The sequence below is a fragment of the Kothea flammea genome, assembly GCF_052161645.1.
Lineage (GTDB): Bacteria > Planctomycetota > Planctomycetia > Pirellulales > Pirellulaceae > Laterigemmans.
Map to the genome: position 1 here is coordinate 4894092 of NZ_CP197414.1, position 24921 is coordinate 4919012.

The 24921-nt window shown below is 55.7% G+C and carries 22 protein-coding genes, 3 tRNA genes and 1 pseudogene; 12 read left to right on the top strand and 14 right to left on the bottom strand.

Going from position 1 to position 24921, the window contains the following annotated elements:
* Positions 1-509: 509 nt before the first annotated feature.
* From SH139x_RS18300 to SH139x_RS18320, 5 genes and pseudogenes are all read right to left on the bottom strand, one after another.
* Entirely contained in the window at positions 510-2498 is a 1989-nt protein-coding gene (locus tag SH139x_RS18300) for a RecQ family ATP-dependent DNA helicase (RefSeq protein WP_488351215.1), read from the bottom strand.
* Between the two features lie 161 nt (positions 2499-2659).
* Positions 2660-3091, bottom strand: a complete 432-nt coding sequence (locus tag SH139x_RS18305; protein WP_488351216.1) for a DUF2752 domain-containing protein — start codon at positions 3089-3091, stop codon at positions 2660-2662.
* Positions 3091-5220, bottom strand: coding sequence for a hypothetical protein (locus SH139x_RS18310; RefSeq protein WP_488351217.1), 2130 nt, complete (start codon positions 5218-5220; stop codon positions 3091-3093). The genes SH139x_RS18305 and SH139x_RS18310 overlap by 1 nt, the downstream gene beginning before the upstream one ends.
* 290 nt (positions 5221-5510) lie before the next feature.
* Positions 5511-6964: pseudogene (locus tag SH139x_RS18315) on the bottom strand (dicarboxylate/amino acid:cation symporter).
* A 181-nt stretch (positions 6965-7145) separates the two neighbouring features.
* A tRNA-His gene (locus tag SH139x_RS18320) sits at positions 7146-7219 on the bottom strand.
* Positions 7220-7406: 187 nt separating this feature from the next.
* Between SH139x_RS18320 and SH139x_RS18325 the strand changes: the two genes are divergently transcribed.
* The 5 genes from SH139x_RS18325 (at position 7407) to tig (ending at position 13579) form a co-directional block, all read left to right on the top strand.
* A complete protein-coding gene (locus SH139x_RS18325; protein ID WP_488351218.1) occupies positions 7407-8594 on the top strand; it encodes a peptidase associated/transthyretin-like domain-containing protein in 1188 nt (395 codons plus the stop codon).
* 441 nt (positions 8595-9035) lie between these two features.
* The gene (locus SH139x_RS18330; RefSeq protein ID WP_488351219.1) at positions 9036-10157 is read left to right on the top strand and encodes a hypothetical protein; all 1122 of its coding nucleotides are present in this window, start codon (positions 9036-9038) and stop codon (positions 10155-10157) included.
* 58 nt (positions 10158-10215) lie between these two features.
* Positions 10216-11649 (top strand): aldehyde dehydrogenase family protein, encoded by a 1434-nt coding sequence (locus SH139x_RS18335; protein ID WP_488351220.1) that lies wholly within the window; start codon positions 10216-10218, stop codon positions 11647-11649.
* Between the two features lie 279 nt (positions 11650-11928).
* Positions 11929-12001, top strand: a tRNA-Gly gene (locus tag SH139x_RS18340).
* Positions 12002-12079: 78 nt separating this feature from the next.
* On the top strand, positions 12080-13579 hold the full coding sequence (gene tig / locus SH139x_RS18345; protein WP_488351221.1) for a trigger factor: 1500 nt from the start codon (positions 12080-12082) through the stop codon (positions 13577-13579).
* Between the two features lie 94 nt (positions 13580-13673).
* Here the strand turns inward: tig and SH139x_RS18350 are convergent, their stop codons facing one another.
* A complete protein-coding gene (locus SH139x_RS18350; protein ID WP_488351222.1) occupies positions 13674-14657 on the bottom strand; it encodes a zinc-dependent peptidase in 984 nt (327 codons plus the stop codon).
* A 108-nt stretch (positions 14658-14765) separates the two neighbouring features.
* Between SH139x_RS18350 and SH139x_RS18355 the strand changes: the two genes are divergently transcribed.
* Genes SH139x_RS18355 through SH139x_RS18380 form a run of 6 tightly spaced genes read left to right on the top strand, consistent with a single transcriptional unit; the run spans position 14766 to position 18928 of the window.
* Positions 14766-15695 carry a sugar phosphate isomerase/epimerase family protein gene (locus tag SH139x_RS18355; RefSeq protein WP_488351223.1) on the top strand — a complete coding sequence of 310 codons (930 nt, stop codon included), beginning with the start codon at positions 14766-14768 and terminating at the stop codon, positions 15693-15695.
* A 1-nt stretch (position 15696) separates the two neighbouring features.
* On the top strand, positions 15697-16146 hold the full coding sequence (locus SH139x_RS18360; protein ID WP_488351224.1) for a DUF4430 domain-containing protein: 450 nt from the start codon (positions 15697-15699) through the stop codon (positions 16144-16146).
* A gap of 14 nt (positions 16147-16160) precedes the next feature.
* Positions 16161-17000: a DUF1559 domain-containing protein gene (locus SH139x_RS18365; RefSeq protein ID WP_488351225.1), complete on the top strand. Its 840-nt coding sequence runs from the start codon at positions 16161-16163 to the stop codon at positions 16998-17000.
* 2 nt (positions 17001-17002) lie between these two features.
* The gene (locus tag SH139x_RS18370) at positions 17003-17425 is read left to right on the top strand and encodes a BlaI/MecI/CopY family transcriptional regulator (RefSeq protein ID WP_488351226.1); all 423 of its coding nucleotides are present in this window, start codon (positions 17003-17005) and stop codon (positions 17423-17425) included.
* Positions 17422-18510, top strand: a complete 1089-nt coding sequence (locus SH139x_RS18375; protein WP_488351227.1) for a M56 family metallopeptidase — start codon at positions 17422-17424, stop codon at positions 18508-18510. The genes SH139x_RS18370 and SH139x_RS18375 overlap by 4 nt, the downstream gene beginning before the upstream one ends.
* A gap of 49 nt (positions 18511-18559) precedes the next feature.
* Positions 18560-18928, top strand: a complete 369-nt coding sequence (locus SH139x_RS18380) for a YidH family protein (RefSeq protein WP_488351228.1) — start codon at positions 18560-18562, stop codon at positions 18926-18928.
* 65 nt (positions 18929-18993) lie between these two features.
* Here SH139x_RS18380 and SH139x_RS18385 read toward each other — a convergent pair whose 3' ends face one another.
* The 8 genes from SH139x_RS18385 to SH139x_RS18420 all read right to left on the bottom strand — a co-directional run bounded on the left by SH139x_RS18385 (position 18994) and on the right by SH139x_RS18420 (position 23997).
* A complete protein-coding gene (locus SH139x_RS18385) occupies positions 18994-19917 on the bottom strand; it encodes a lactate/malate family dehydrogenase (RefSeq protein ID WP_488351229.1) in 924 nt (307 codons plus the stop codon).
* Between the two features lie 113 nt (positions 19918-20030).
* Positions 20031-20672, bottom strand: a complete 642-nt coding sequence (locus SH139x_RS18390; RefSeq protein WP_488351230.1) for a DUF2238 domain-containing protein — start codon at positions 20670-20672, stop codon at positions 20031-20033.
* A gap of 121 nt (positions 20673-20793) precedes the next feature.
* Positions 20794-20875, bottom strand: a tRNA-Leu gene (locus SH139x_RS18395).
* 124 nt (positions 20876-20999) lie between these two features.
* Positions 21000-21530 carry a 50S ribosomal protein L9 gene (gene rplI, locus SH139x_RS18400; protein WP_488351231.1) on the bottom strand — a complete coding sequence of 177 codons (531 nt, stop codon included), beginning with the start codon at positions 21528-21530 and terminating at the stop codon, positions 21000-21002.
* Between the two features lie 77 nt (positions 21531-21607).
* Positions 21608-22132, bottom strand: coding sequence for a single-stranded DNA-binding protein (locus tag SH139x_RS18405; RefSeq protein WP_488351232.1), 525 nt, complete (start codon positions 22130-22132; stop codon positions 21608-21610).
* Positions 22133-22259: 127 nt separating this feature from the next.
* A complete protein-coding gene (gene rpsF / locus SH139x_RS18410) occupies positions 22260-22688 on the bottom strand; it encodes a 30S ribosomal protein S6 (RefSeq protein ID WP_488351233.1) in 429 nt (142 codons plus the stop codon).
* Positions 22689-22713: 25 nt separating this feature from the next.
* Positions 22714-23307 (bottom strand): aminoacyl-tRNA hydrolase, encoded by a 594-nt coding sequence (pth, locus tag SH139x_RS18415; protein WP_488351234.1) that lies wholly within the window; start codon positions 23305-23307, stop codon positions 22714-22716.
* Positions 23308-23373: 66 nt separating this feature from the next.
* Complete coding sequence (locus SH139x_RS18420) at positions 23374-23997, bottom strand: 50S ribosomal protein L25 (RefSeq protein WP_488351235.1); 624 nt, start codon at positions 23995-23997, stop codon at positions 23374-23376.
* Positions 23998-24594: 597 nt separating this feature from the next.
* Between SH139x_RS18420 and SH139x_RS18425 the strand changes: the two genes are divergently transcribed.
* Complete coding sequence (locus SH139x_RS18425; RefSeq protein WP_488351236.1) at positions 24595-24918, top strand: co-chaperone GroES; 324 nt, start codon at positions 24595-24597, stop codon at positions 24916-24918.
* Positions 24919-24921: the final 3 nt, after the last annotated feature.

Consider the following 24921-nt stretch of genomic DNA (forward strand, 5'->3'; position numbering starts at 1 on the left):
TACAAATCTCAAGTTCGTTATCGCGTAAAATACTGCCGCCAACTCCAATGCACTGCTTAGTCGAATCTGCGAGGCGGGAATTACACCCCAAAAAGAAAAAAAGCAAAAAGTCTTATCTGGATGGCGGTTTCACTTCCGCGAGACGAGTCCCATCACCCGCTGACATCGATGTGAGTGACGGAAGGCGGGGAAGAGCTTCACATTTGTTAGACCCTCGGCTCGCGATGTATTTCACTGCCACCCTGGTCATTTGCTTGGACCATTGAATCGACAGCTTAAATGCGTCATTGTGGCTTCCCCACGCGGTTCCGAACCGTGAAACCGGCACACATCAAAGCGAATCAGCTCGGCTTTTTTTACCGGTGCAGGGCTAGTGAAACACTGTTTTTCCCGAAACCTTCCGAGGAATCGTTTTGTTGAATGCTGGGCTTTGTGGCAATGAACTTGAAAGTCTTTTCCCGATCAATCTTGCCCAAACTTGAGACGGCCGTTGCCCCCGCCGGAGCTCCTTATGATTCAAATCCAGCCAGCACGGTGGCGAAGGGGATGGCGACGCAAGAACCGAATTGAGGGTCCCGCGAAAGTTTCGCTTTCGTGAGTGAGGGGGTGGTCATGCCGCACAAGAAACGAGCTTTTTGCCGTGGCGTGCCGAGCACTTGGGGGTGCCGTTTGGCTAGCTCCTCCACGGCCGCTTGGGCGGCTCGTCCGACCTTCCTGAAGGAGACTGCCGGCAGTTCGCCCGGGGCTGTGCCTTGGCAAGCGGCGCAGCGACCGCAGGCGGAATCGAGTTGTTCGCCGAAATGAGCTGACAATGACCAAGATTGACATTGTTGCCCGCTAAGCATGCTCAACACTTGATCGACGCGAGCCACTTCGGATTGCTCACGATCGAGCAGCTGTTCGTAATAGTTAGTCGCCAAGTTAACGACATCGGTGATTGGTTTTAGTTTGCGATAGCCGTGCACCAGATCGCTAACGCGGACATTGATCCAGCCGCGTTCGCCCAGATAATCCAAGGCCTTGATAATTCGCTCACGCTCCGCACCGAGGCGGCGGCAAGCGATCGGCAGCGGAATCGAAAACCAAGTTCGGCCTTTGGTCGCGGTGGCGAGAATTCCACCAACAAACTCTCTGCGTTCGCCAGAGAAATTCGCCAAAATTTGCTTGGACGTTTGTAGCGGCTGGAATTGATAGGTTTCGTAGCGGGGCGAAGTTGCTCGAATCCACCCATCCAACTCCAGATAGGTCATTAACGTCCGCACCACCAGCGGGCGAATGTCGGCTTCGCCGGAAAGCCGGTAGAGGCTGAGGAAAAATTCGTCGCTCTGACCCGCCACGATTTCTAGCAGACGCTTTACGCCAGCTAAATCGGGAGTGTCCCCGTAGGTGAAATTCTCCAACACAACGCGGTCGTCGGGCACCAACAGCGTTTCGCAGATGGAGTCATTGCCGTCGCGACCGGCGCGACCGATTTCTTGAGCGTACGCTTCCACTGATTTCGAGGGATTGTAGTGGTAGACGTAACGGATGTTCGGTTTGTCGATCCCCATCCCAAAGGCGATCGTCGCGACCACGATCGCTTCCTCGCTGGTCAAAAACCACTGCTGCGTTTCCGCTCGCACTTCGGCATCCAAGCCGGCATGGTAGGGACGCGCCGGTAGCCCTTGGCCGGTTAAGCATTCGGCCACGTCCTCGGCTGTCTGCTGCAAAGTAACGTAAACCAGGGTTGGCCCGGTCGGACGCGATTGCAGCTTGGATAGCAACAGCTCGTCTCGTGAATCGGCCGTCGTCAGCTCGCTTTGCAAAATTAGGTTGGCTCGAAAGAACGGCGTGCGCACCGCGTTCTCGGGCGCGATGTCGAAGACTTGGCAAATGTCGTCCATCACCACGTCAGTCGCTGTGGCGGTCAGCGCCAACACGCGTTCGGCTTTCAGTTCGCGGGCAACGTTGGCCAATTTGAGATAATCGGGACGAAAATTATGGCCCCACTGGCTGATGCAGTGCGCTTCGTCGATGGCGAACAGGGAGATTTGTAAATCGCTGATCGAAGCCCGGAAACGTTCGTTAAAAAACCGCTCCGGAGCGACATACAACAGCTTGATCGAGCCGTCCCGCAGGCCCCGCATCGTGGCCGCTAATTCGCCGGCCGATTGGCTCGAATCGAGCCGAGCCGCCGAGATCCCGCGAGCTGCCAACGCATCACACTGATCCTTCATCAAGGCAATCAGCGGCGAAACCACTAAGGTCACCCCCGGAAAAGTCAGCGCCGGCAACTGGTAACAGAGCGACTTGCCTCCGCCGGTTGGAAATACCGCCACCGTGTTCCGCCTGGCCAACAAGCTGTCAATCACTTGACGCTGGCCCTCCCGGAAAGCGGCCATGCCAAACCGTTCGGTCAATAATTGCTCGGCTAACGCTCGCGCGGCCGAAAACTGGTCAGGCGATTGGTCAAGCGTGTTCGTCATTTGACCTGCCTTGCCTTGCGTCGAAGTAGTCATCAGCCGCTCCGTGATCGGATGTTCCGAGGGGTGTGGTCAACATGCCAGTACCTTACAGAATGCCACTTAGTGTGCAAGTGTTGCAATGAACGAATTTGAAGGTTTTTTCATGTGGCAATTTTTCCCAGGTAGCGGGGTGCCGCCATCGCGGTTGCGGGAAGCTATCGCTGTGGGGCCGATTCAGGTGGTGAGCCGCATTCAACTTGGCCGGAAACTAGCAATCGTCGCCAACGCCAGCAGCATCCCGCCAGGCTGACCGGAATCAGGGCGACGACCGCGAAAAACAGGATGGTACCGGGCCGGTGTGTTTGCCAAGCCAGCGTCAACTGTCCGTGGGCGGCGTAGATGAAAGAGCGTGTCATGCCGCAACCCAGGCAATCGACTCCCAACATTGTGCGTGACCAACAGGTCTCGGGTAGTCGCCATTCGATTCCAGGAACCACCACTCCGCGAGGCGGTTCGACTCGTAGGGTCGATGCTGCCAGGACGATGAGACTGGCACCGGCAAACCAATATAGCCAGACGGAACTAGCGGGCGGGACATGCGCGGGCGGGACATGCGCGGGAGTAGCGTCAGCGGATTGCGCATCCACTAGGGAGCCTCTTGCCTGCTGTTCGGCTCCTGTGCGGCTGGTTTCTGAGGCGTTTCGGCATTCTTTTGCTGGTTAAGGTAAAACTGCAGTTGCCGCTGGAGCGGTGGCAGATGAGGGTCGACGCGGACCGCTTTACGTTGATGGTAAATCGCCTGCTCAATCTGCTCGTTGGCATAGTAGCATTTGGCCAACGTATCGAGGCAGGCGGAGTCTTCCGGTAGCAGTTCGTTGGAACGGATGCTCAACCGCAAAGCGTTCGCTTGATCGCCGGTGGTGCTGCAGATCAGCCAAGCATATTGGTTGCAGACGATGGCCAGATTCAGTCGCAACCGTTGGTCTTGCGGCGCGGCTTTCAAGTCATTTTCCCAGTTGCGAATTTGCCGCAAGAAGATATCGCCGACGCGAGCGATTTCCGTCCGCACTTCCGCTTGCCAGGCGTTGTCGCCGTCGAGTTCGAACATGGCGATTAAGATGTCGGGATTGTCGCGATCTTTCTGTAATGCCTGCCGCAAGGCCTGTTGTGCCGCTTCGCCTGCGAGCGCCAAACCGCGGTGGTATTCCAATTGGCTGGCCAGCGTCGCCGCATTTGACGATTTGAGTCGCTGTCGGAAACTACTGTCTTTGTTCATGCGATCGACGAGCGGCTCGAGCAGTTCCACGATCTCTTGATGGCGATCGTCATAGGCCAGCAACTCGGCAAGATCGAGTCGATTCAGGGCTGCTGCCAGCGAGCTGATGGGCAGCCGTTCGATCACATGTCGATACTCGCCTTCAGCCCAAGCAAACAGCCCGCGAGTTTGCAGCACGCTGGCCAGCTCACGATGTCGCATCGCCAAGCGGTCCAGCTCGTTTGCGGAAACTTTCTCTTCCGCTGAGGAGTCGGAAGCATCGTCAGGTTCCGGTAGGGCACCAATTTGCAACGCGGACAAGCGGCTCGCCTCCGCTTCCGCCTGCTTGCCTTGGATCAAGTAGGCTTCCGCAACTCCGTACATTAGCTCCGCACGATCAGCAAATCTCGCCGGCTCACGGCGCTGCAGCTCCAGCACGACTTCATGGAGTTCGGTGTCGAGCGCCCAGCTGACAGCATCCAACAAGTCGCGGTGCCGCGACATGATGTTGTCGAGCCCATCCAGGGCTAACGATAGGGCTTCGCTGCGATCACCAAGCTCCAGTGCCCGCGAGGCCGAGACGCGGTACAGTTCCAGCAAGATCGGTGCAGTCGCCTCGCCCGTAGCCGCCGCGTCCTCAATCAACCGCCGCTCCTCGGCGATCAGCTCGCGCCAAGTCGCCGCATCGTAACTGGCCGGTTCCAATTCGCTCATGTACTGTCGCAACCAGCGAATGCTGGTCCTTTGGCTGTCTCCCAACGTTTCTTTGATTTGCAGTTGCGACCTGGGGGTCAAGGCTGCTTGATCGGTCTCCACACGCATCGCCAACAGGGCTGCCCAACGGCTGAGCTGGAGGTTTTGCTCAAAGCGGGCCAGCCGCACCAAGGCCACGCTGCCTAAATGGTCCGGCAAATTCGCCAAGCGATCCATGCGGCTCTTGCGATCGTCCGCATTTAAATCTTCGTAGCTGAGCAAGATCTGTCGCACCTCAGCCGGGTCCGACTCACGTGCCCAACGCACATTCAGACTGCTCAGCAAGTATCTCGCGGCGAAAGCAATCTCCGTGTCGGGGGATTCGCTGGCCGCTCGTATCGCATCCATTGCCATCAAGCCCATACGCTCTAACTCATAGCGGGCTCGCACCCGCACGGCGTAGCTGGGGTTCCCCAAATTCTCTATGTGCTGACGGATTTCAGCGTCCAGAGCCACCTCCACCGTGATACGCTCTGCCGCCTGTGAGTCGCTCGCCTCTCGGCCGCTGGCTTGCTGGTTGCTGGTGGCTTGCTGGCTGCTGCTGGCTTGCTGGCTGCTAAACGGGGGTTGCTGACCAGCAGCTGTCGCGGGGAAAACAGCCATCGAGGAACTTATCAACAGCAAACAGCAGGGCAACACCGCCGCGCGCCGGGAATGTCCAAATTGACCGGCTGCCTGTAATTGAAAAGTGGCACCTGCCAAGGTGACCCAGGTTCGGCTGGAAGCGGGGGTGGTTTGTGCGAGACCACTGGCATTTCGAATCAGCATTGCCTTCTCCATGACGAAAAACCTGAGGGAAAGCGGCAGGTTCTATTGCTCAAACGGCCGAGCGAATGGCCTTCTCTCGACCAGTCTTCAGCTCGCACCCTCGAGATCTAGCATAACGTCCCGGCAGGCCGATGTCGCGGCTAATGAGGGGGAGCCGCAAAAAAGGCTGACCAGATTTCGGTGACTGGCGGCGAGGGTTCGGGGCAACAGCATTGGCTTTTGGTCTCCAGCCCTCAAGGCGGTCCGTCCTGAACGGCCATTTTCAAACCGCCATTTTCAAACGGCCATTTTCAAACGGCCTGTTCAGCCAGCGCTGCGGGGGCGTATTGCCCCGGCTTGTTTTCCAGTGCATCGACTACCGCACAGCCACAGCTATCGCTCCAAACATTGACCGCGGTCCGGCCCATGTCGAGCACGCGATCGACGGCCAGGATGATGCCTTGCATTTCCACTGGCAAATTGACCGCTTGCAAAATAATCACCATCATTACCAAGCCGGCGTGGGGAATGCCCGCCGCACCGACGCTGGCCAGCAGTGCTGTGAAGGCGACGATCAGCTGTTGGGTCAGCTCTAGGTTCTGACCAAAATGGAGCTGTGCGATAAACAGCACCGCGACCACTTCGTAAAGTGCCGTGCCGTCCATGTTGACAGTCGCGCCGAGTGGCAGCACGAACGAGCCGGTGCGATTGCTGACGCCGGCCCGTTTTTCCACGCTAGCCATCGTCAGCGGCAGAGTGCCATTGCTGCTAGCGCTGCTAAAGGCGGTGATCAGCGCGGGACTCATCGCTTTGGCAAATTCCCAAGGATTGCGTTTGGCGACGAACCACAAGATCAGCGGCAGCGTCACGCACGCGTGGACCAGCAAGGCAACCGTCACTGCCAGCATATAGTAGGCCAGCGAATAAAAGACCGCGATGCCCTGCGTGGCCGTGACGTAAGCCATCAAAAATAACACGCCCAGCGGGGCGAGACTGATGATGGCCGAAGTCAAAGCCATCATCACGTTAAACCCGACTTCCGCTGTGTGCTTGACCGCCGCGGCTGTTTCGCCCCCGACTCGCAAGGCAAAGATCGCGAAAGCCAGGGTAAAGGCGATAATGGACAGGAAATTCGGTTCGACCAAGGCGGCTGCGGGATTTGCGGGCAACATCGCCTCGAGTTGGCTGAAAAGGATATCACCCAGCGAGTTGGCGGCGGCGATTTCCGGTTTTGCCGCTGGTGGGGGGCCATCACCTTTGAGGCCGGGCTGGACAATATTGACCGCCAACAGGCCGGTCACGATGGCCAGAAAACTGGTGCAAAGGTAATAGCTGATTGTGGGGAGAACATTCTGCCCACGCTGCCGGCACCACTCAGTCCCATGATGCCGCTGATCAATGACACAATGATCAGGGGGACGGCTACCATTTTGAGTAGTCTCAGGAATAGTCCGCCGATGCGGCTGAACCAGTTTCCCCAGAAATGGGCCGGACTTTGACCTGAGCGAAGGTACACTGCGAAGAGGTCAGGTTGAGCCGCTTCGAATTCGTCGAGAGAGCGAAACGCTTCAGCGTCTTGAGAGGTGGCATCGACGAGATATTTCCGCTCGGTGCCATCCTCCGTGGTGACTTTGAACTCGGAGCGACTGGTAGAGTCGAAAATCACCAGCCGTGCGATTCCGCTCGGAAGACCGTTCTCGATGGTGGTTCTGCGTTCACCGGCAAGCAAGCTTAAGCCGACACCGATCGCGGCGCCCACCACCATGCCGATTAAAATTTGCCAGTGTAGAGCGAGTCGGGCCAAGCTTCTCTCCTACCTGCACCGACAATCAGCGCACGGGGAGGCTGGCCGGTTGATTCGAAAACGATAGCGGCAAAACTCTACTGCCGGCGTATGAACCTTGGCTTTGACATCAACGATTTGAGAGAAGAAAGCAAAGGAGAAGGGTGGATGATGGGGCTCGAACCCACGACTTTCGGAACCACAATCCGACGCTCTAACCAACTGAGCTACACCCACCGCGAACTTTTGAAAATTTAGTGACCGGAATGCTCGGGGTCAATGGTCGTGGCAACGAAACTTTGGACAACATTCACTGACCAATTGGTTGTGAAGCGTTAAACTCGTAGCTATCATTACAGTCGCCTCTGACTTCACTAGCTAGTTTTTGCCTCAACGAGACGATTTTCTCGGGGATTTCACTAAGATGCGAATTTTGACTCCTGCCCAATGTGCACGATATTTGTGTACACCGTTCCTGTGTGGACTATTTCTGTGTGCGCCAACGCTGTTGACCGCGGTGGCTGCTCAGGAATCTTTCATTGGTTTTGATGAGCCGATGCCCGCCTCGGTCATTGGGGTGCAATGGGTTCGTCCCAACGCTGAGGGACAAATCACCGGCCAAGTGGTGCTTTCCGGCGGCGGCGACGAGTTAGCAGGCGATGTGTTGTTGATCGACCGTGCGGGTTCGCCGAAAACTTTTTCAGCATCGAAGGATGGCAGCTTTCTGATAACCGATGCGACCCCCGGTCTGTACACGATCGCTTACCGATCCACTGTGGGTTTCGCCGCGTTCGCGATGCACATCATGGACGAGGGCAGCGAGAGTTTGCCCAGTCACACGATGATTCCCGCGGCACGCCTGAGTCCTCGCCAAGCGCTGTCAACGATTTCTCGCTATCAACCGGTGCGAACTCCAGAGGCGCCCAGTATCTCCGGGCCAGCCCAGCAATCCATGGCCAACACTGTGGCTTCGATTCGGCAACTCGCTCAAGATGTCGATGGTGGTGTCAGCGGTCGGATCATCGAAGCGGGATCGAGCGAGCAAGGCCTTGCCCCTGCCGGAGGCATGAATGTGCTGCTGTTGCAAGATGGGATAGTGCGAGGTCAAGCGGTCACAAACTTTGACGGTCGATTTCAGATCAAAGGAATGGGGCTGGGCGAGTACGATTTGGTTGCATCGGGCCCCAGCGGGTACGCGGCGGTTGGATTTCAGTTAGTCGAATCGCTTGCTGCACAGAGTGCCGGTCTGCCCTCTACGCGTGATGGTCAACAGTTTGTCAGCACGGTGTCTCAGCCTCCCCCAGCACCCGCGAGCCCGGGCATTACCTTGCAGGCTGCTCCCAGCGGCCCTGGCTTTACGACGCTTTCCGAGGGCCGCAGCGACGAGGGAATCACGGTATTTGAGCCCTTCGGAGGGAGCGCTCCGGGCGGATTCTCCCCTGCCAGCGGCGGTGGCGGTTTTGGTGGTGGAGGTCTTGGTGGCGGAGGCGGTGGTGGACTAGGAGGGATTGGTGGTTTGGCGGCAATCGGCGGAGTCATCGCTGCCGTTGTTGCTTCGGATGATGATGACGATAATTTTGTCCCGTCTGTCTCCAGCCCGGCTACCCCCTGAGCAAATTGGCCCCCCTGCGCATATTGTTTCTTTTTGACGTTTAACGTTTTGTTCTGAATTTGATTTTGCCCGCCATAGCCTCGCCGAAAATTTAATCGGCGAGGCTTTTTTATTTGCCGCAAGTCCGGCCTTCCGTTGGCTGAACGTAAAATTCATCGCGATCGGCTGTGAAGGATGACTGGACGCTGGCGGATACTACAACTGAATGAATCACAGGCGGCACGCGGCAAACACCTCACACGCTTGCTCAGCGTCTGTCGCTCGGTTATTTTCGCAATAAAGGGTTCGTGAGCTTGATACGCAGCGAGCTCGCAGGCTCCCACGCGTGCAGACTTTTCACGCGTTAAGGATATTTTCCCCCGCTGAGTTCGCCGTGCCCTTCGGCATGAACTTGGCCCTGACCGCTTTCCTCTCCCTCGCACCCAGGCGATACGACGGCCGATGAGTACAACCACTGAGAGTTTGCAAGCCGCGATCGATTCGGCTCGTGACCGATTAAACGCGCATACTGTAGAGATGGTGCATTGGCACTTTAGTGACGAGACGGGAAGTCCATTTTGGCTCGAGAAAAAGGCCGAGCTAAATTTTGATCCGCTGACCGAAGTCAAATCATTTGAGGACCTGAAAAAGTTTCCTTTGTTTGAAGACGACTGGTTGCGAGGCGGTCCAGTGCGTCGTTGGGTGCCGCAGGGGTTGGCGGATAAGCCGGTTTATGTGTTCGAGACGGGCGGGACAACGGGAGTGCCAAAGAGTCGTGTCGTGATGGAAGATCACTGGATCGATTACGAGTTGTTTTCCGACACGTTGCCAGATCAGTATTTTCCGCGCGGGTCGAACTGGTTGATGCTGGGGCCGAGTGGCCCGCGTCGTCTGCGGTTGGCCGTTGAGCACTTGGCTCAGTACCGCGGCGGCATCAGTTTTTGTATCGATTTGGATCCTCGCTGGGTCGTCAAGTTGATCAAAAAGGGTTGGATGGAGCATTTGGAGGAATACAAGAAACACTGTATTGATCAGGCGGTCACGATTTTGACGGCGGGTCACGATGTGAAGTGCATGTTTGCGACGCCCAAGCTACTGGAGTCGTTGGGAGAAGCGTTGGAAGAGAAGGGGACTTCGATTCCCGAGGTCGGGATTACTGGCATTTTCTCAGGCGGCACGGAGTTTACTCCGCAGTGGACTCGATACGCCGTGGAAGAGTTGCTTGGCGGAGCTCCGGAGGAAGGTGGCGTTTACATGACGCCGACTTATGGCAACACGCTAATGGGATTGGCTTGCAGCAAGCCGATCAGTGCGGCAGATGGTTACAAGATCAGCTATTACGCGCCGCAGCCTCGCGCAGTGACGGAAGTCGTTGACTTTGATGACCACACGCGAGTTGTTGCGGCTGGCGAAACGGGCCGCGTCAAGCTGTATACGATGACCCGCGAGTTCTTTGTGCCGGGCTTCTTGGAGCGTGATGAGGGTGAGTTGGAAGCACCGTTTGAGACCTACCCTTGGGATGGAGTCAGCGGTGTGCGGCCTTTCCGTGAATTGGCCAGCGGGACTACGGTTGGAGTGTATTAATCGTGGTATTGAAGTCGACTAAGTTTTGATTCGTTGCTACGGGATTTAGGATTGAAGAATGTTGGAATTGCATGCGCTCCGCTGGGGAAAAGATTACGAATCGTTGGAGAAGAACGAAGTCGTTCACTTTGACACGGGAGAACCCATCGCGCGGGTTAGTCAAGTCGGTGGGGGCATCGTTCAGCGGGATTTAAAGCGGGCTGAGCAGGCTCGTAAAGCATTGCGGCAGTTGCCCGTCAGTGACTTAATCGAGCGTTGTAAAGTGGCCTCGGATCTATTCACCTCGGCCGAATTGCCGATGGGTAACGGGCGGCAGACGGTTGATCAATTTGTGCACCAGCAGTCTGCCAGTACCGGTTTGCCTGAGCACATGTGTCGCTCGAACATGACGAAGAACGCATTTGTGCTTGGCAACATTGACAAGATCCTGGACTGCTTAACGCGGGGCTTGGATCTGGAAATGTTGAATCAGGGTTACGGCGAAGAGGGGCGAGGGGTCGTCGTCAGCTACCAGGCGCAAACGCCAATTTTGGGAGCCGTATTGCCCAACAACTCGCCCGGCGTCCACACGTTGTGGTTGCCGGCCGTGCCGCTGCAGATCGGTTTGGTGCTGAAGCCTGGCTCGCAAGAGCCTTGGACTCCTTACCGTATGATTTCCGCATTTATTGAGGCGGGGATTCCGCGGGAAGCTTTTGGGCTTTATCCGGGAGGCCACGATGCGGGCGGAGCGATTTTGACACACTGCCCGCGGAGCATGATTTTTGGTAGCGCGCAAACCGTCGAGCAATATTCGGGTAATCCGCGCGTGCAACCGCACGGTCCTGGTTGGTCTAAGATTTTGTTGGGCGACGACGTGGTCGATGACTGGGAAGACTACTTGGACTTGATGGTCGAGAGCGTCGCCAGCAACTCGGGTCGTTCTTGCATCAACTGTTCGGGGATTTGGGCTAGTCGTCACACCCGGGAAATCGCTCAGGCGATTGCCCAGCGAATTGGGCCGATCGATGTTTTGCCGCCGGCTGACGAGGAGGCTCAACTGGCAGCCTTTACCGTGCCGGCAATGGCTACGGGGACCTGGGGAATGGTCCAACAGGACTTGCAGGAAGCTGGCGTCACCGACATGACCGCCGAGTTTGGCGAAAAGTTGATCGAGAAGGAGCGTTGCGCGTACCTGCGGCCAATGGTCGTGCATGCTGACAGCCCAGATCGGGGAGTCGCCATGAAAGAGTACATGTTCCCGTTTGTGAGTGTCGTCGAGTGCCCGCAAGACGAGATGCTGCGGCGGATTGGTCCTACGCTGGTGGGGACTGTGCTGACGCAAGATCCAGCGTTTGTGGCGGCGGCGGCGGATTGCATTCACATCGATCGGCTGAACATTGGCCCGATCCCCACAAACCGCTTGAACTGGCTGCAACCGCATGAAGGAAACATCATCGAGTTTCTGTATCGCAACCGGGCTTACCAGATGGCCGAATTGCCAGTGCGAGCTTAGTCCCCATTTGAGCTTAGTGCCCGTGTAGTGTCGGTCATTGGTGGCCGGAAAGTAATCTGCTTGCGAGTTCCAAAAGCGGACTTGCCAACTTAGCCTGTCCTCGGATAAACTGGATTCTCGCAAGCAATTGGGTGTCAATTTGACGACGCGAAAATGGGGTTCATGATTTTACGTGAATCCCCATTGGCACTTTAAGTCGAAGTCGTTAAGTTGTGCGTCATCTAAGCGAGTTGCGAAGAGGGAGTTCCCGTACTAGCCGATCGTGTCGGCGCAAAATGTGCGGCTGTAGCTCAGTTGGTAGAGCACAACGTTGCCAACGTTGTTGTCGTGGGTTCGAATCCCATCAGCCGCTCTTACTCCCATTCGCCGTCCTTCTTCTTCGTCAACTTGTTGGCGCAAGTATCTCCCCCAAGGAAGTCACAGGCAGGCTATGTCAACGTCCGATTCCGAAGTCGAAAATGCTGACACCCTTACGGCGGAGAAAACTCCGCTGAAAATGGACGTTCAGGTAGATAGCCCGCAGTCCTGCTTGCGTCACGTGGTGGTGACCATTCCCAAAGAGGAAGTCGACCGGTACATGCGGGACGCTTTCAACGAGTTGGCTCCCGATGCTCAAGTTCCCGGTTTTCGCGCCGGACGTGCTCCTCGGAAACTGGTTGAGAAACAATTTCGCGAGCGTGTTGGCGATCGCGTCAAAAGTTCTTTGCTGATGGACAGCTTGGCTCAGGTGACCGACGAGGCTGAATTTTCAGCGATCAGCGAGCCCGATTTCGACTATGAGTCGATTGAATTGCCTGAGGATGGTGATTTCAAGTACGAGTTCAAGGTCGAAGTCCGTCCGGAGTTCGAAACGCCCAACTGGAAGGGGCTCGCGCTGACTCGGCCCACCGAGGAGATCAGTGACGAGAAGGTAGACAAGGCGATTGATGGGTTGTTAGGTCGGAATGCCGTTGCCGAAGCGATCGACGAACCGGCCGCGGAAGGTGATATTCTGTTGCTGACCGCCCGCTTTATGAATGACGGTCGCGTGCTCTCCCAGATGGACGAAGAACGTGTTCGTTTGACCGCTCGCGTTAGTTTCTCCGACGGGATCTGTGAGAACTTTGGCGAGGTGATGGCCGGCGTCAAGGAAGGTGAGACTCGCACCGCCAAGATTAAGGTTGGCAGCGAAGTTTCCGACGAATCATTCCGAGACAAAGAAATCGACGCGGAATTCACCGTTGTTGAAGTCGCCCGTAAGAGCCTTCCCGAACTCACCCCCGCTTATTTGCTGGAATTAGGCGATTTCGAGTCGGTTGACGAGTTCCGCGATTTCGTTCGCTCCAGCCTTGATCGGCAGACAGTTTACCGTCAGCAGCAATCGCTGCGGAAGCAAATTGTCGAAACGCTTACCGGTGACGCCGATTGGGAATTGCCGCCCGACTTGGTGAAACGCCAAACCCGCCGCGAACTGGAACGCAAAGTTTTGGAAATGCGTCGTAGTGGTTTCGACGAGGAGACCGTGAGGCGGTTGGTGAATGTGCTGCAGCAAAACGCGCAAGCAGCCACCGTCGCTTCGCTTCGCGAACACTTCGTCTTGGAGCAGATTGCTGAAGATGAAAAAGTGGACGCCGAGCCGCAAGATTATGACGAGGAAATTACCCTGATTGCAGAGCAAAGTGACATGACCGAGCGTCGTGTACGGGCTCGGCTTGAGAAGGGTGGCCAAATGGACGCTTTGCGGAACCAGATTGTTGAGCGTAAGGTCATCGAGATGGTAGTGGAAGCTGCCGCGGTGACTGATGAACCCGTTGCCGAGGAAAGCGAAGGACAGGACGATTACGCCTTGTTCCACAGCGTACTCGGGACAAAGGATGTCAGCTCCATTCCCGAAGCCAAGTACGACGATCGCAGTGTGCCGACTGCGGAAGATAAAGATGAACGTCCCTAGGCTTTTGGGCGTCGACCAACTCAGCCACGAGAAAGTGGGTTGAGTTGAGCGTGCTTTTCCTCTAAAACGAACGCAACGAGCCGCTGGTGATCCATCAGCGGCTCGCTTTCATTTTGCAGCACCGTTTGTACTTTTCCCCGCTACCACACGGGCAGGGTGCGTTGCGACCCGTTCGTCTCGGCCGTTGGCTGACGCCAGCCAGTAAGCCTCGGGTTTGTTGGCGATAGATTAACTCCAGCATGCGATACAGGTGAGGAGCCTTGTTCGCGAGCACTTCGGGTTGCTCAAAGAAGTACTCGGTGAGCACGGCGAAGTATTCGGCTTCGTTGGTGTAAGCATAGTCGTCGATGTGATTCTTACCGAGACTTGTGCTGCGAAGTTCTTCGCCAACCCAGCGAATCCACGGTTCGGCGATTTCTCGACTGATGCCGGGCGGAATGCCATCGATCGCACCGTCGGCTTTGTCGACCAAATGGGCGAATTCATGGATGCCAACATTGCGTTTGTCCGTCGGCAGGCGAAAACCGGCTAGCAGGTCTGGTTTCGAGAGGATCATCACGCCGCTGAGGTGACCATCGCCAACCAGGCCCAGGGTTCGGCTGTCACCATCTTCATTGACGCGAAAGCGATCATCAAACGCGTTGGGGTAGATCAGGACTTCGCCCAGCCGCGCATATTCCCAGGAATCGAAACCAAAGATGGGGATGATGGCGCTAGCCGCCACCAGCACTTTGGTCGTGTCATCGACATCGGTGCCGATGCCCGTGATGCGGATATCGCTGAGAAAGACCAAAATGAGTTCGCGAAAACGCGTTTGCTGGTCGGCATCCAATGCGCGATAAAAAGTCACATCGCGGTTGAGAATTGCCGTCCAGTGTTCTGGGAAGGGTTGCTGCAAAGCTCGCCAGCGACGCGCCGTCCGTCTCCTCCACCAATAAAAGAGCAGTCCTCCAAGCGGCACCAACACTAGGCACCAAGGTGACAGCAGCACTAGCAGCAACCCCGCCGCCACGAAGACTCCGGCGATTAGCCAGGCGGTGCGAAGGTTTTGGCGATTTTGTTCGGCAGTCACATACACGCGAAGGGCTCGGAAAAAAGAAGGGAGACTGGAGGCTGTGATTGATGCTACAATAGCCGCCGGAGTGTTCCTACCGATGTCCCACCTGCTTTGTCTTTCCGAGAAATCATGAAACGACGTAATTTTTTGGCAGCCGCCACCGCCACCGCTGCGATTTGCACCACTCAAACACGATATGTTCACGGTCAGGCTCCCCAGTCCTCAGCGGTCGCCAATCCGGTGTTTCCTCCGAATTTGATGTGGAAGACTTTGAAAATTGGCATGGTTGGAGGCGAGGCGAAATCGTTGGTTGATAAGTTCCGCATTGCTAAGGAAGCTGGTTTTGACGGAATCGAAATGGACTCTCCCGGTTTTGACGTTGAGGAAGCCAAGCGAGCGATGGCCGCAACGGGTTTGCCGATTGACGGTTCGGTCTGTTCGAGCCATTGGGGAATCAGGCACACGAGTCCCGATCCCGCCGTGCGGGCCACGGCGTTGGCTCATCTGGAACAGGCGATTCGCGATACGCATGCTGTTGGCGGGCACACGGTGTTGTTGGTCGTGGGCAAAGGAGAAGATGGCAAGGAGGAGGAAATCATTCCCCGCAGTCAAGCGAACATTGCCTTGGCCATTCCCACCGCCGCCCGTTTCGGAGTGACCATCGCCATCGAGAATGTCTGGAACCAAATGCTCTATGACCACGATGGCGGTAACGATCAGACTGCGGATCGCTTTGTCAAATATGTTGACGCTTTCAACTCGCCTTGGGTTGGGATGCAATTTGATATTGGTAATCACTGGCGATACGGGGATCCGGCGGCCTGGATTCGCACCCTCGGTAAACGCATCGTGAAACTAGACGCAAAGGGATTCTCGCGGGAAAAAAACAGCTTTTCCCGGACGATGACTGATTGTGATCTCGATTGGGCTTCGGTACGCGAGGCGTTGCGGGAGATTGGTTATACGGGATGGATCGCGGCCGAGGTTGGCGGTGGCGATTCGGCAAGACTCGCGGAAATCAGCAAAGACATGGATCTCGCTTTCGAACTGAAAGGTTAAAATGTCACGCCAGAAAGATGCTATTCGTCCGTTCCCCGCGTCGTGCTCGCTGACCTTGATCGCGATAATGCTGGCCTGTGGGGTCGGCTGCACTGGCACGTCTGAGGAAGCGAAAACGGAGCGGACAGATCCTGCTACCAGCGAGCTTGAGGGGAGTGTCATCGTCGAGTTCCGGTATCCCGACCAGCGGTTGGAATCGTTGGTGGTTAGCCCGGTCCGGTCTGGTGATACTGTGTTGGAAGTGATGCGGCAGATTGAGCAGCCTGTGATTGCAATTCAAGGCTCCGGTCGCAATTCGCTGTTGACGCAGATCGGTGAATTTTCCAACCGTGGCGCGGAGGGTTGGACTTTTTACGTCAATGGTGAATGGGCCGATCGGGGAATTGGTGATTACCCGATTCAGCTGGATGATAAAATTGAATGGCAGTACGGCGACTTCGAAGGACAATAAGCAAAGCCTCCAAGATGATGCAAACGGTGCTACCCTACTCGGTCCGAGCTGGCCTGACGTTATTGGAGTTGCTAGTGGTGTTGGCCATTCTCATGATGCTTGCCGGTACCTTATTGCCAGCGGTTGGTGCGGCACGAGAAGCGAGTCGTCGCATGCAGTGTGTCAGCCATTTGCGGGAGACGGGAACGGCGTTACATCTCCATCACGACGTGGCGTCAAAGCTTCCCGCTGGGTGGGAATCGGAGCCGTCACGGAGCACCGCATATGGTTGGGCAGTATCAATTTTACCCTACTTAGAGCATGGCAATTTGGGTGCGGAGATTCGCAAGGAGCTTCCCTTGACCGACGCTCAGCATGAGCGTGTTCGCGGGTTAAGCCTAACGAATCTGCTTTGTCCGTCTGATATTACTCAGCCCACTTTCGTGCTGTATGACACTTGGCATGAAACTCCGTTGGTCACCTTGCCGACGGCCAACTATCTTGGTGTTTACGGCGCGATGCCGCCGGGGAAAACTCGCAGAAGGGCTGTTGAGCGTGGCGCGTTTGGTGGTGAGCGTGGGGCTCGCTTTCGTGACTTTAAACGTGGCTTAAGCAACACACTTTTGGTTGGTGAACGAACGATGGCATTGTTGCCATCAACATGGTTAGGCACTTCTAAGCGGGGAGAGGAGGCCTACGAAAGACTGGTGGGTGCTGCCTGCGACGGCATCAATATGGATTATCCAGCAAACTGCAGTTTTTCCAGTCGTCATCCTCATGGGACGAACTTTGTCTGGGCGGACGGGCACGTTAGTTTTGTCGCAGAAAATATTGACCGACAAGTCTATATTACACTTACTATGTTAGGGCGTTGAGGATGACTGATATTAGCGAAGATCAGACAAGCGACCGGGCACCTTGTTCTCGAACATCGCTGAGACTCACACGATGTGAGTTGGAAGTAATGGAGGTCGTTTGGGGGCAAGGGCAAGTGACGGTGGGGGAGGTGGTGGCGAATATTTCGCGAAAGTTGGCCTACACGACCGTCTTGACAACAGTGCGAATTTTGGAAGAAAAAGGAATCTTGAAACGCGGGCAAAAGGTAGGCAAAGCTTACACCTACACCGCTGCGGTGAGTCGTGGGGAGATTCGCCGCAGCATGATCAGCGACTTAAAAGAGCAATTGTTCGGCGGTTCGGTAAAGTCCTTAGTGATGAGCTTAATCGAGTCCGACTCAGTATCCCCCGATGACGTTGCCGCGCTTCGAGAGGCGGCGGAAAAACTGGAATCCTCCCCATGAGTTCTGGCTTTGTGCTTGATTTGGCGGTCGGCGTATCGATCCAAGCTGGCTTGCTAATCGCCGTGGCTACTTTTGTGCAATCAAGGCTCACCGATTCGCACTTGGTTTGTCGGCTGTGGACGGTTACTTATTGTCTGTTGTTGTGTCTGTTGGCCGCAGCCATCTTGTTGCCGCACGTGCGTTGGTTTCATCCCTGGAAACAGTTAGACGACATTGCCTTGGTTGAGGTGGTGATGTGGCAAGCCAAGTTTGTTAAGGCTATTTTGTTGCTCTGGGCCGTGGGGTTTGGTCTGGCAATCTGTAAACATATCTTGCGGTTTTATATGTTGTTGAGATTTCTTCGCAACGAGTGCCGTGAAATGACTCTTGCTGAGCTCGCCAAGCTCCCGCTGGCTGATTGTCAGCGACCTCCGGATGACACACTTTGGCTTTTGACCAACTCGCACCAGGGCCCTTTTTCTTGGCACCTGCATCGCCCCACGATTGTGTTGCCAATATCGTCAATGCAGGATGATAGCGTGATTACTCGACATCTCCTGGTGCACGAATTGGAACACCTGCACAACAAGCATCAGTTCCAATACTTTTTGCAAGGGCTGTGCGGCGCGCTGCTGTGGTTTCATCCGGCTGTTTGGTGGGCTGCGAGCCAAGCTGGGTTGGCTCGTGAATTTCACTGCGATGAAATTTCGGCGACTCGCGTGGGCAGCGTTTCCAGTTATCTGCGGGCGCTGGCAACCATCGCCGAGCGTACTTTGGAGCTGCCAAAGTTGACCCTGCCTTTCGCCGATCCAAGTTCAAAGCTACGGATTCGGATCGACAACTTGATCGCCAAGTCCAAGGTGAGGAATGCCCACGGCGCCTACGCAACGCCACTGGTCTTTACCATGTTGGTGCTGAGCAGCATTTCCATCAGCCAGGTTTGGTTACCAGTCAACGCGATGGCATCGTCGCGCAGTGCCTTTTCGCCCTGGCCGCGGTGGACCGCTGCGATTCTGCATGACGTGGGCTTTACGGTGCGTGACTTTGAGGTCCTCGATGAACGCATTGATATCCGCGAACAGATTGGCAATCGTAGAATCCGGTAAACCCGTTTCAGCATCAGCTTGATCCTCCTCCCCAATCGCGACCAGTTATTTGGACCAGAAACCAGACCCGCGAGTCTTCTTCGCTGCGGAGCGCACTTTGCTGGCATGGTTTCGCACCGGCATTGCGATCATCGGTTTGGGGTTTCTGGTGTCAAAATTTGGCTTTTTTCTGACCATCATCACGTCCCGTCCGATCGGCGTGAATCAATATCTTTCCAATGCGCTCGGTTTGGCATTGGTCATGTTGGGAACGGTGTTAACCGCGGTCACCGCTATCCAGCACCGACGTTTTGTCAAACACCTCGGCGAAGCCGATTTGCCACCCGGCTACTCGGCGACACTTAGCAGTTGGGTGGCCGTTTGCCTGGCGATCGCTGGATTGGTCTTGGCTGGCTATCTGTTGCTGACGACTTTTTGAGCTGACGTATGTATGAGCTGACGTATGTATGAGCTGACGTATGTATGAGCTGACATTCATTTGGGCTAAGGACTTTTCGACCAGCAGCGAGTCAAGACATTGCGAACCAGCTCTGCGGATTGGCGAAAGCGGTCCCCCTCGGAGTTGGAGAGCTCGGGGTTGAGCACGCGGATCACACCACTTGCTCCCACGATCGCGGGCAGGCTCAAATAAACATCGCTGACCCCCTGAAACCCATTGATTAACGTGCTCACCGGTAACGTGCGGCGGCTGTCGCGGATTACTGATTCGATGATCATGGTGGTGGCCATGGCGATCCCGTAATTGGTGTGTCCTTTGCGGCGCATCACTTCCACCCCGGCGGCGCGCGTGCGTTCGAACAGCGACTCTATCATTGGATCATTATCGATGGTTCGCCCCCCCGTGGCGGCAATGCTGAGCGCGGGAAACTGAGTTTCGCCATGTTCGCCCAACACGTACGCGCGGATGTCATCCGGATGAATTTGAAGATGATCCGAGAGGTAAGCTCGGAATCGCGCGCTGTCGATCAATGTCCCAGTCCCGATCACGCGTCCTGCCGGAACCCCAGCCAATTGCCAAGTGACATAGCTCATCACGTCAACAGGGTTCGTGACGACGACAAAAATCGCCTCGGGGCTGGCCTGCGCTAGCAGCGGGATCCAGTGGCGAAATAGTTCAATGTTATCTTCCGCCAGCGCCATGCGATCGGGGCGATCCGACGGCGTCGGCACGCTATGGGTCAACACGATCACATCAGAGTGGCTGGTGTCGGAGATCTCGCCAGCCGTAATTCGCAGTGGACGACCTACAAAAGCGGCCGCATGACGTAGATCGGCTGCCTCGCCCTCGGCCCGTTCACGAGTTCGGTTGACAATCACAATCGAATCAACCAATTCTCGCATGACCACGGCAAATGCGGTTGTTGAGCCGACATACCCCGCTCCGATGATCGATAATTTGCATGTCAAGGGTGCGGTTCGCCTCGTTAACGGGGGTACATGCCCGAGCGGGATATTGATGCATAACAGAGCTGGTCTCGCGGGTCAGCTTAGCAAATTATCCGACGCTGGCGTAGCCAAAGCTATTGCTGCTCGGACGACTTGCCCCAGAGTGGTCGCCTGAGCAGTCCATACGCCCACCAGGAACCTAACAATATCAGGCCGCCGAGCAGCGCCATTGCTAAATCCTTCTGTGCGTCCCAAATATCGCCCTGTTGACCATTGTAGGATTCCGCCATTTCCGGCGAAAAGTGCATTGCGATTCGCCATTCGAAAACTTCGTAAACTGCTCCTACGGCCAGCACACAAGTCAATCCAAGGATTGCTGAATCTCGCACATTCGTCCGGCAAAAGACCCGCAAAGCTTCCGCAAATATTGGCACCCCCAACAAGCCCGAAGCAAAATGCACAAGTCGATCATAGTGATTCCGCTGCCAACCAAAAATATCTGAAATAGCATGCCCGCAGATGGCCACGCTCCAAGCGTCATAGGGCACAAATGAGTAAATCCAGCGAGCGCCAATGAGATGCAGCCAAAGGAAAGCGAAACAGCAATAAAACGATACGTCGGACAGCCGAAAACGAACAACTGCGACACCGAGCAACACCAAGCCCAAGAGCGTCGGGATATGCTGAAGTACCAACTCCCGTCGGTACGGGGCGGCAACGAAGGAAAGCGGAATCGCAACTGCCGCAAGTGCGATGAGGGCAAGGCGAATCTTCACGGAGGGACGACTCTCCAGTTCACTGTCCACCGGAGTTAGAAAAGCTCCGCCGTGAAGCTACGGGGCGGCCTCAACGGTCAAAAAGTAGACCGGATGGTCGAGCTCCGGTAGTATTAGAAAATGGGGCTGACAGGAATCGAACCTGCACTTCCGAAGAAACTAGATCCTAAATCTAGCGCGTCTGCCAGTTCCGCCACAGCCCCGGTAGAAACCGCCTCGAATCGGCTGGCTTTCGACGCTGGCCCAGCCTGCACGGATGCTGGCTGGGATTAGCGAAGATGGTGATTCGGGCGTTTGGATGTTTCAGTCGGTGGTACCTTCTGCGTCTTAGCTGGCAGTCGCGGTTGGGACTACCCAAACCTTAAGATCGGCATCGACTTCGCTGTGTAATTGGATCTTGACGGTGTAAAGTCCCAATTCCTTGAGCGGGCCTTGCAGACGCACTTGATCTTGCGCCAAGGTAACCCCTTGTTGCTTGAGTGCTTCGGCAATCTCTTGGGCGCCGACGCTGCCGTAAAGGTGACCTTCGTCGTTGGCGTTGGCTTCGATTGTGATCGATTGCTTTTCGATCTCGTCGGCCAAATTGCGAACTTCTTTGAGTCGCTCAAGTTCGACAAGACGCAATTTTTCGCGGTGCTTTTCGATCATCCGGCGGTGGTGATCGGTGGCGATGGTCGCGAGGCCTTGCGGCAGCAGGTAATTGAGTGCGAATCCACGGCGGACTTCGACCAATTCACCTTGCTTGCCGAGGTGCTCGACGTTGTGGATCAACAGCAGTTGGACGCCGCCTTGCTTGCCGCGCGGGAGGCGTTTGTGGGCGCGGTCGTGCTTACCGCTTTTCGTGGAGGATTGAGGCATGGTATCGCGTTCTAGGGACTTTGAATGAACAGTGAATTGGTGACAGAATCACACGCACGCGTGCGCCGCATCAAACTTTAAAAGGGTATATCGTCATCGTTATATCCAGCGCCACTGCCGGTAGGTTGTGCTTCGCGGCGAGCGGGCGGGACGGGATTATAATCATCAACGCCTTCGTGCGTCATGGCTGATCCCGACACGTTGGCTGATGGTTGTTCGGTGGTGTTTGCCCGGTTGGCTGCTGATCCGCCAGTTGAATTGCCACTGCCCTCCCGCGGGCCGCCGACAAACTGCATGCGATCGCAAACGACTCGCAGTTTCGAGCGTTTCTGACCGTCGGTTTCCCAGGTATCGAGTTTAAGTCGCCCTTCCACCAACAAGGGTGAGCCCTTACCGAGATACTCGCCAGCCAGTTCTGCGGTCCGTCCCCAGAGGGTGACATCGACGAAGGTGGTTTCGTCGATCCATTCCCCTTGCGCGTTTTTGCGTCGGTCGTTAACTGCCAGGGTGATGTCAGTGACCGGCGTACCACCAGTGGTGTACTTCAGTTCGACATCGCGAGTCATGTTACCCATCAGGATAACGCGATTGTAACTGGCCATGAGACGATTCCCCCAAAATAACGAACGACTAACAAAACAGACTTACAGTGTGGATGCGCTTTGTATTTCGAACCGATCGGTGAGGTATAAACAGTACTTTGTCAAGCAACAGCTGATTACTCCGAACCTACTCGGAATCTGCCACTGCGGCTGGCTCTGCCGAGGTTTCGTCGGCAGACGATTCGGCTGCAACTTTTTCTTCGCTCGGTTCGGGAGTTGCCATTGCTTCCCCACGAGCGTGAGCAACCATGGGTTCTACCAACCGTGGATCGATCTTCAGCACCATTTGCCGCAGCACCGATTCATTCAAATGGCAGGCCCGATCAAGCTCGGTTAACCGCAAGCTGTCGATCTCGAAATAGGTCAGCCAATAAGTTCCTTTTTGGTGGCCATCGATGGGATAAGCCAAACGCTGCTCATTCCACAAACGGTTTGCCAAAATGGTCCCACCGAGCGACTCGATCATCTCGGGAATCGTACCACTGACACCACCCGGATCGCGTGCGTAACGGTTGCTATCAAGGATGAACAGGCATTCATATACATTCCGCGCCACGTTACTCGTACTCCTGATCAGATCGCTAATTCGTAGGTTTTTTTACGTTGTAATGATTCATGCAATAGCCGATTCCGCGAGTCACCCAATCGACCGCCGCATAGGCCGCTTCGGTGGTTGCTGCTTCGACATCTTTCTCCTCGCTCTTGCGGAATTTGCTCAGCACATAATCGGGCACTGCCCAACCCGGTGGAGCCGGGTCGATGCCGATTCGCAAACGAGGAATTTCCTCGGTCGCCAGGTGTCGAACAATGTCCGCTAATCCTTTTTGACCTCCACTTGAGCCTTTTCCGCGGATGCGTAATTGGGCCAGTGGTAAATTCAGGTCATCGCAAACGACCAGCACGTCAGCTGGCGTTAATTTGTAAAAATCGAACGCTTGGCGAACACTCTGACCGCTGGCGTTCATAAATGTGCCGGGGCAAAGCACGGCGGTTTTCATCCCATCGAGCTGACCTTCGACCAACTCGCCTGCAAATTTCTGTTTAACGCTGCTAGCCCCAATCATGGGTGCTAATTTGGCAGCCACCATAAAACCCACATTGTGCCGCGTTTGCTCGTACCGCCGACCGGGATTCCCCAGACCGACGATTAACTTCAGCGAACTAGACACTTCCATGAGCCTTCTGTAAATCCATGCCAGCGGGAAGCGTCACTCGGTCTGCAAATCTTGACCAGCCTGACCTCAGCCAGCACCGTCCGCATTGTCTTTCTTCCCGACCACTTCCGGTTCGCCGGCACCACCAGATGTTTCTCCTTCATCATCACCGCCGCGTGGTTCTTCAATATGGCACAGCACCGTTTCGGGAGGCGTGATCAGCTCGATGCCTTCGGGAATTTCCAAGTCCGAAGCGTGCTTGCTGGCACCCATTTCCAACGATTCGATTGCTAACCCAATGTTGTCGGGAATCATGTTGGCCGCGCAGCGAATTACGACTTCGTGAGCGTTTTCCAGCAGCATGCCCCCTTGGTGCACGCCAACCGGCTCGCCGTGCAAGCGAATGGGAACCGTGACTTCCACGCTCTCCTTCAAATTAACGCGAATCAGGTCAAGGTGCAAAACTTCGATCCCCAACGGATCCCACTGCATGTCGCTGACCAAAGCGTGGTCGGCAACCGCACCCTCTAGCTGGACCGTCTTGCCGTGGTGACGGAGCAAGGCGGAGATTTCTCGTTGGGAAACACTGAGGTGCTTGTTCGGTTCGTTATGACCATACAGCACCACAGGTGTACGCCCACTATTACGGAGACGTCGGGTGGCGGCAGTTCCAGTCTGCTCACGCAGCTCCACGTGTAGCACGTCGGTCATCGGATCCTCAGTATCTTTCGCAAACGTTAAGTCAATTTGTACAGTTACAATCGCATGTCCCCAACCCGCATCCGGCAGCCAACATGTTGGTCGGCTAGCAGCTCGATTTTCCGCAGCGTCTCGAGGCAATGCTGTCTCAGAATAACTGGACGGAAGGCAAGCGGTGGGGAAAACCGGCTAGTATGCCACTATTCCCAAGCCATGCAAGCCCAAGTGGGGCAACATTTACACACTAACAGCAACTTATTGTTGCTGCCAACCCTACCTGGCCGTCTCAAGCAGCCTCGCTGGCCAAGTTTTCACCCTGGCCGGAGCGTCAACTATCTGAAAATCGTCGGAATCTACCATGCGCAGCCACGGGGGGAGCGTGTTTCCAGATCCGAGCCAAATAATAAACCCGTCGGCTTGGAATTTCAGGGGGAGCCGGCTCGCAATTCCTGTGCCCCCTTGCTTCCGCAGCAGCCTCGTCCTACGCTCAGCAAGCATGGGTGCGAGATCCCCTTTCGGTGCGGGCCCGTTTAGGTGCCAGTTCAGAGGGCTCTCACCTCGATTCCTCCTAAGCAATTGCCCCGATCCCGCTTTGGGTTCCAAAAAAGTATGGCAAAGAAGTCTCCCTCGTTTGAATATGTCGAGCCGATTGGTGCCCGAGTGCTCGTCCGTAAAGACGAACCTAAACGGGAAACTCGCGGCGGGATTGCTCTCCCTGATGCGGCGGAAATCCCCACGATTACCGGACGGATCGTAACGATTAGCGTGGAGATTGAGAACGACGAGGACGTTCCTTTGCGGCAATACGACAAAATCTTGTTCCACCCCAAAAACGCCATCCCCGTCGATCTCGAGCACGACAACCAATTGTTCGTCGTCCCCGTCGAGGATGTGGTGGCTGTCTTCCGCCGCGGACAGCCCGAGGAAGCTTAGACT

Excerpts from the sequence above, each read along its gene's own strand:
- SH139x_RS18300 (WP_488351215.1), bottom strand. The coding sequence starts at position 2,498 with ATGACTACTTCGACGCAAGGCAAGGCAGGTCAAATGACGAACACGCTT.
- SH139x_RS18310 (WP_488351217.1), bottom strand. The coding sequence starts at position 5,220 with ATGCTGATTCGAAATGCCAGTGGTCTCGCACAAACCACCCCCGCTTCC.
- SH139x_RS18325 (WP_488351218.1), top strand. The coding sequence starts at position 7,407 with ATGCGAATTTTGACTCCTGCCCAATGTGCACGATATTTGTGTACACCG.
- SH139x_RS18330 (WP_488351219.1), top strand. The coding sequence starts at position 9,036 with ATGAGTACAACCACTGAGAGTTTGCAAGCCGCGATCGATTCGGCTCGT.
- SH139x_RS18335 (WP_488351220.1), top strand. The coding sequence starts at position 10,216 with ATGTTGGAATTGCATGCGCTCCGCTGGGGAAAAGATTACGAATCGTTG.
- tig (WP_488351221.1), top strand. The coding sequence starts at position 12,080 with ATGTCAACGTCCGATTCCGAAGTCGAAAATGCTGACACCCTTACGGCG.
- SH139x_RS18355 (WP_488351223.1), top strand. The coding sequence starts at position 14,766 with ATGAAACGACGTAATTTTTTGGCAGCCGCCACCGCCACCGCTGCGATT.
- SH139x_RS18360 (WP_488351224.1), top strand. The coding sequence starts at position 15,697 with ATGTCACGCCAGAAAGATGCTATTCGTCCGTTCCCCGCGTCGTGCTCG.
- SH139x_RS18365 (WP_488351225.1), top strand. The coding sequence starts at position 16,161 with ATGATGCAAACGGTGCTACCCTACTCGGTCCGAGCTGGCCTGACGTTA.
- SH139x_RS18370 (WP_488351226.1), top strand. The coding sequence starts at position 17,003 with ATGACTGATATTAGCGAAGATCAGACAAGCGACCGGGCACCTTGTTCT.
- SH139x_RS18375 (WP_488351227.1), top strand. The coding sequence starts at position 17,422 with ATGAGTTCTGGCTTTGTGCTTGATTTGGCGGTCGGCGTATCGATCCAA.
- rplI (WP_488351231.1), bottom strand. The coding sequence starts at position 21,530 with ATGCCTCAATCCTCCACGAAAAGCGGTAAGCACGACCGCGCCCACAAA.
- SH139x_RS18405 (WP_488351232.1), bottom strand. The coding sequence starts at position 22,132 with ATGGCCAGTTACAATCGCGTTATCCTGATGGGTAACATGACTCGCGAT.
- pth (WP_488351234.1), bottom strand. The coding sequence starts at position 23,307 with ATGGAAGTGTCTAGTTCGCTGAAGTTAATCGTCGGTCTGGGGAATCCC.
- SH139x_RS18420 (WP_488351235.1), bottom strand. The coding sequence starts at position 23,997 with ATGACCGACGTGCTACACGTGGAGCTGCGTGAGCAGACTGGAACTGCC.
- SH139x_RS18425 (WP_488351236.1), top strand. The coding sequence starts at position 24,595 with ATGGCAAAGAAGTCTCCCTCGTTTGAATATGTCGAGCCGATTGGTGCC.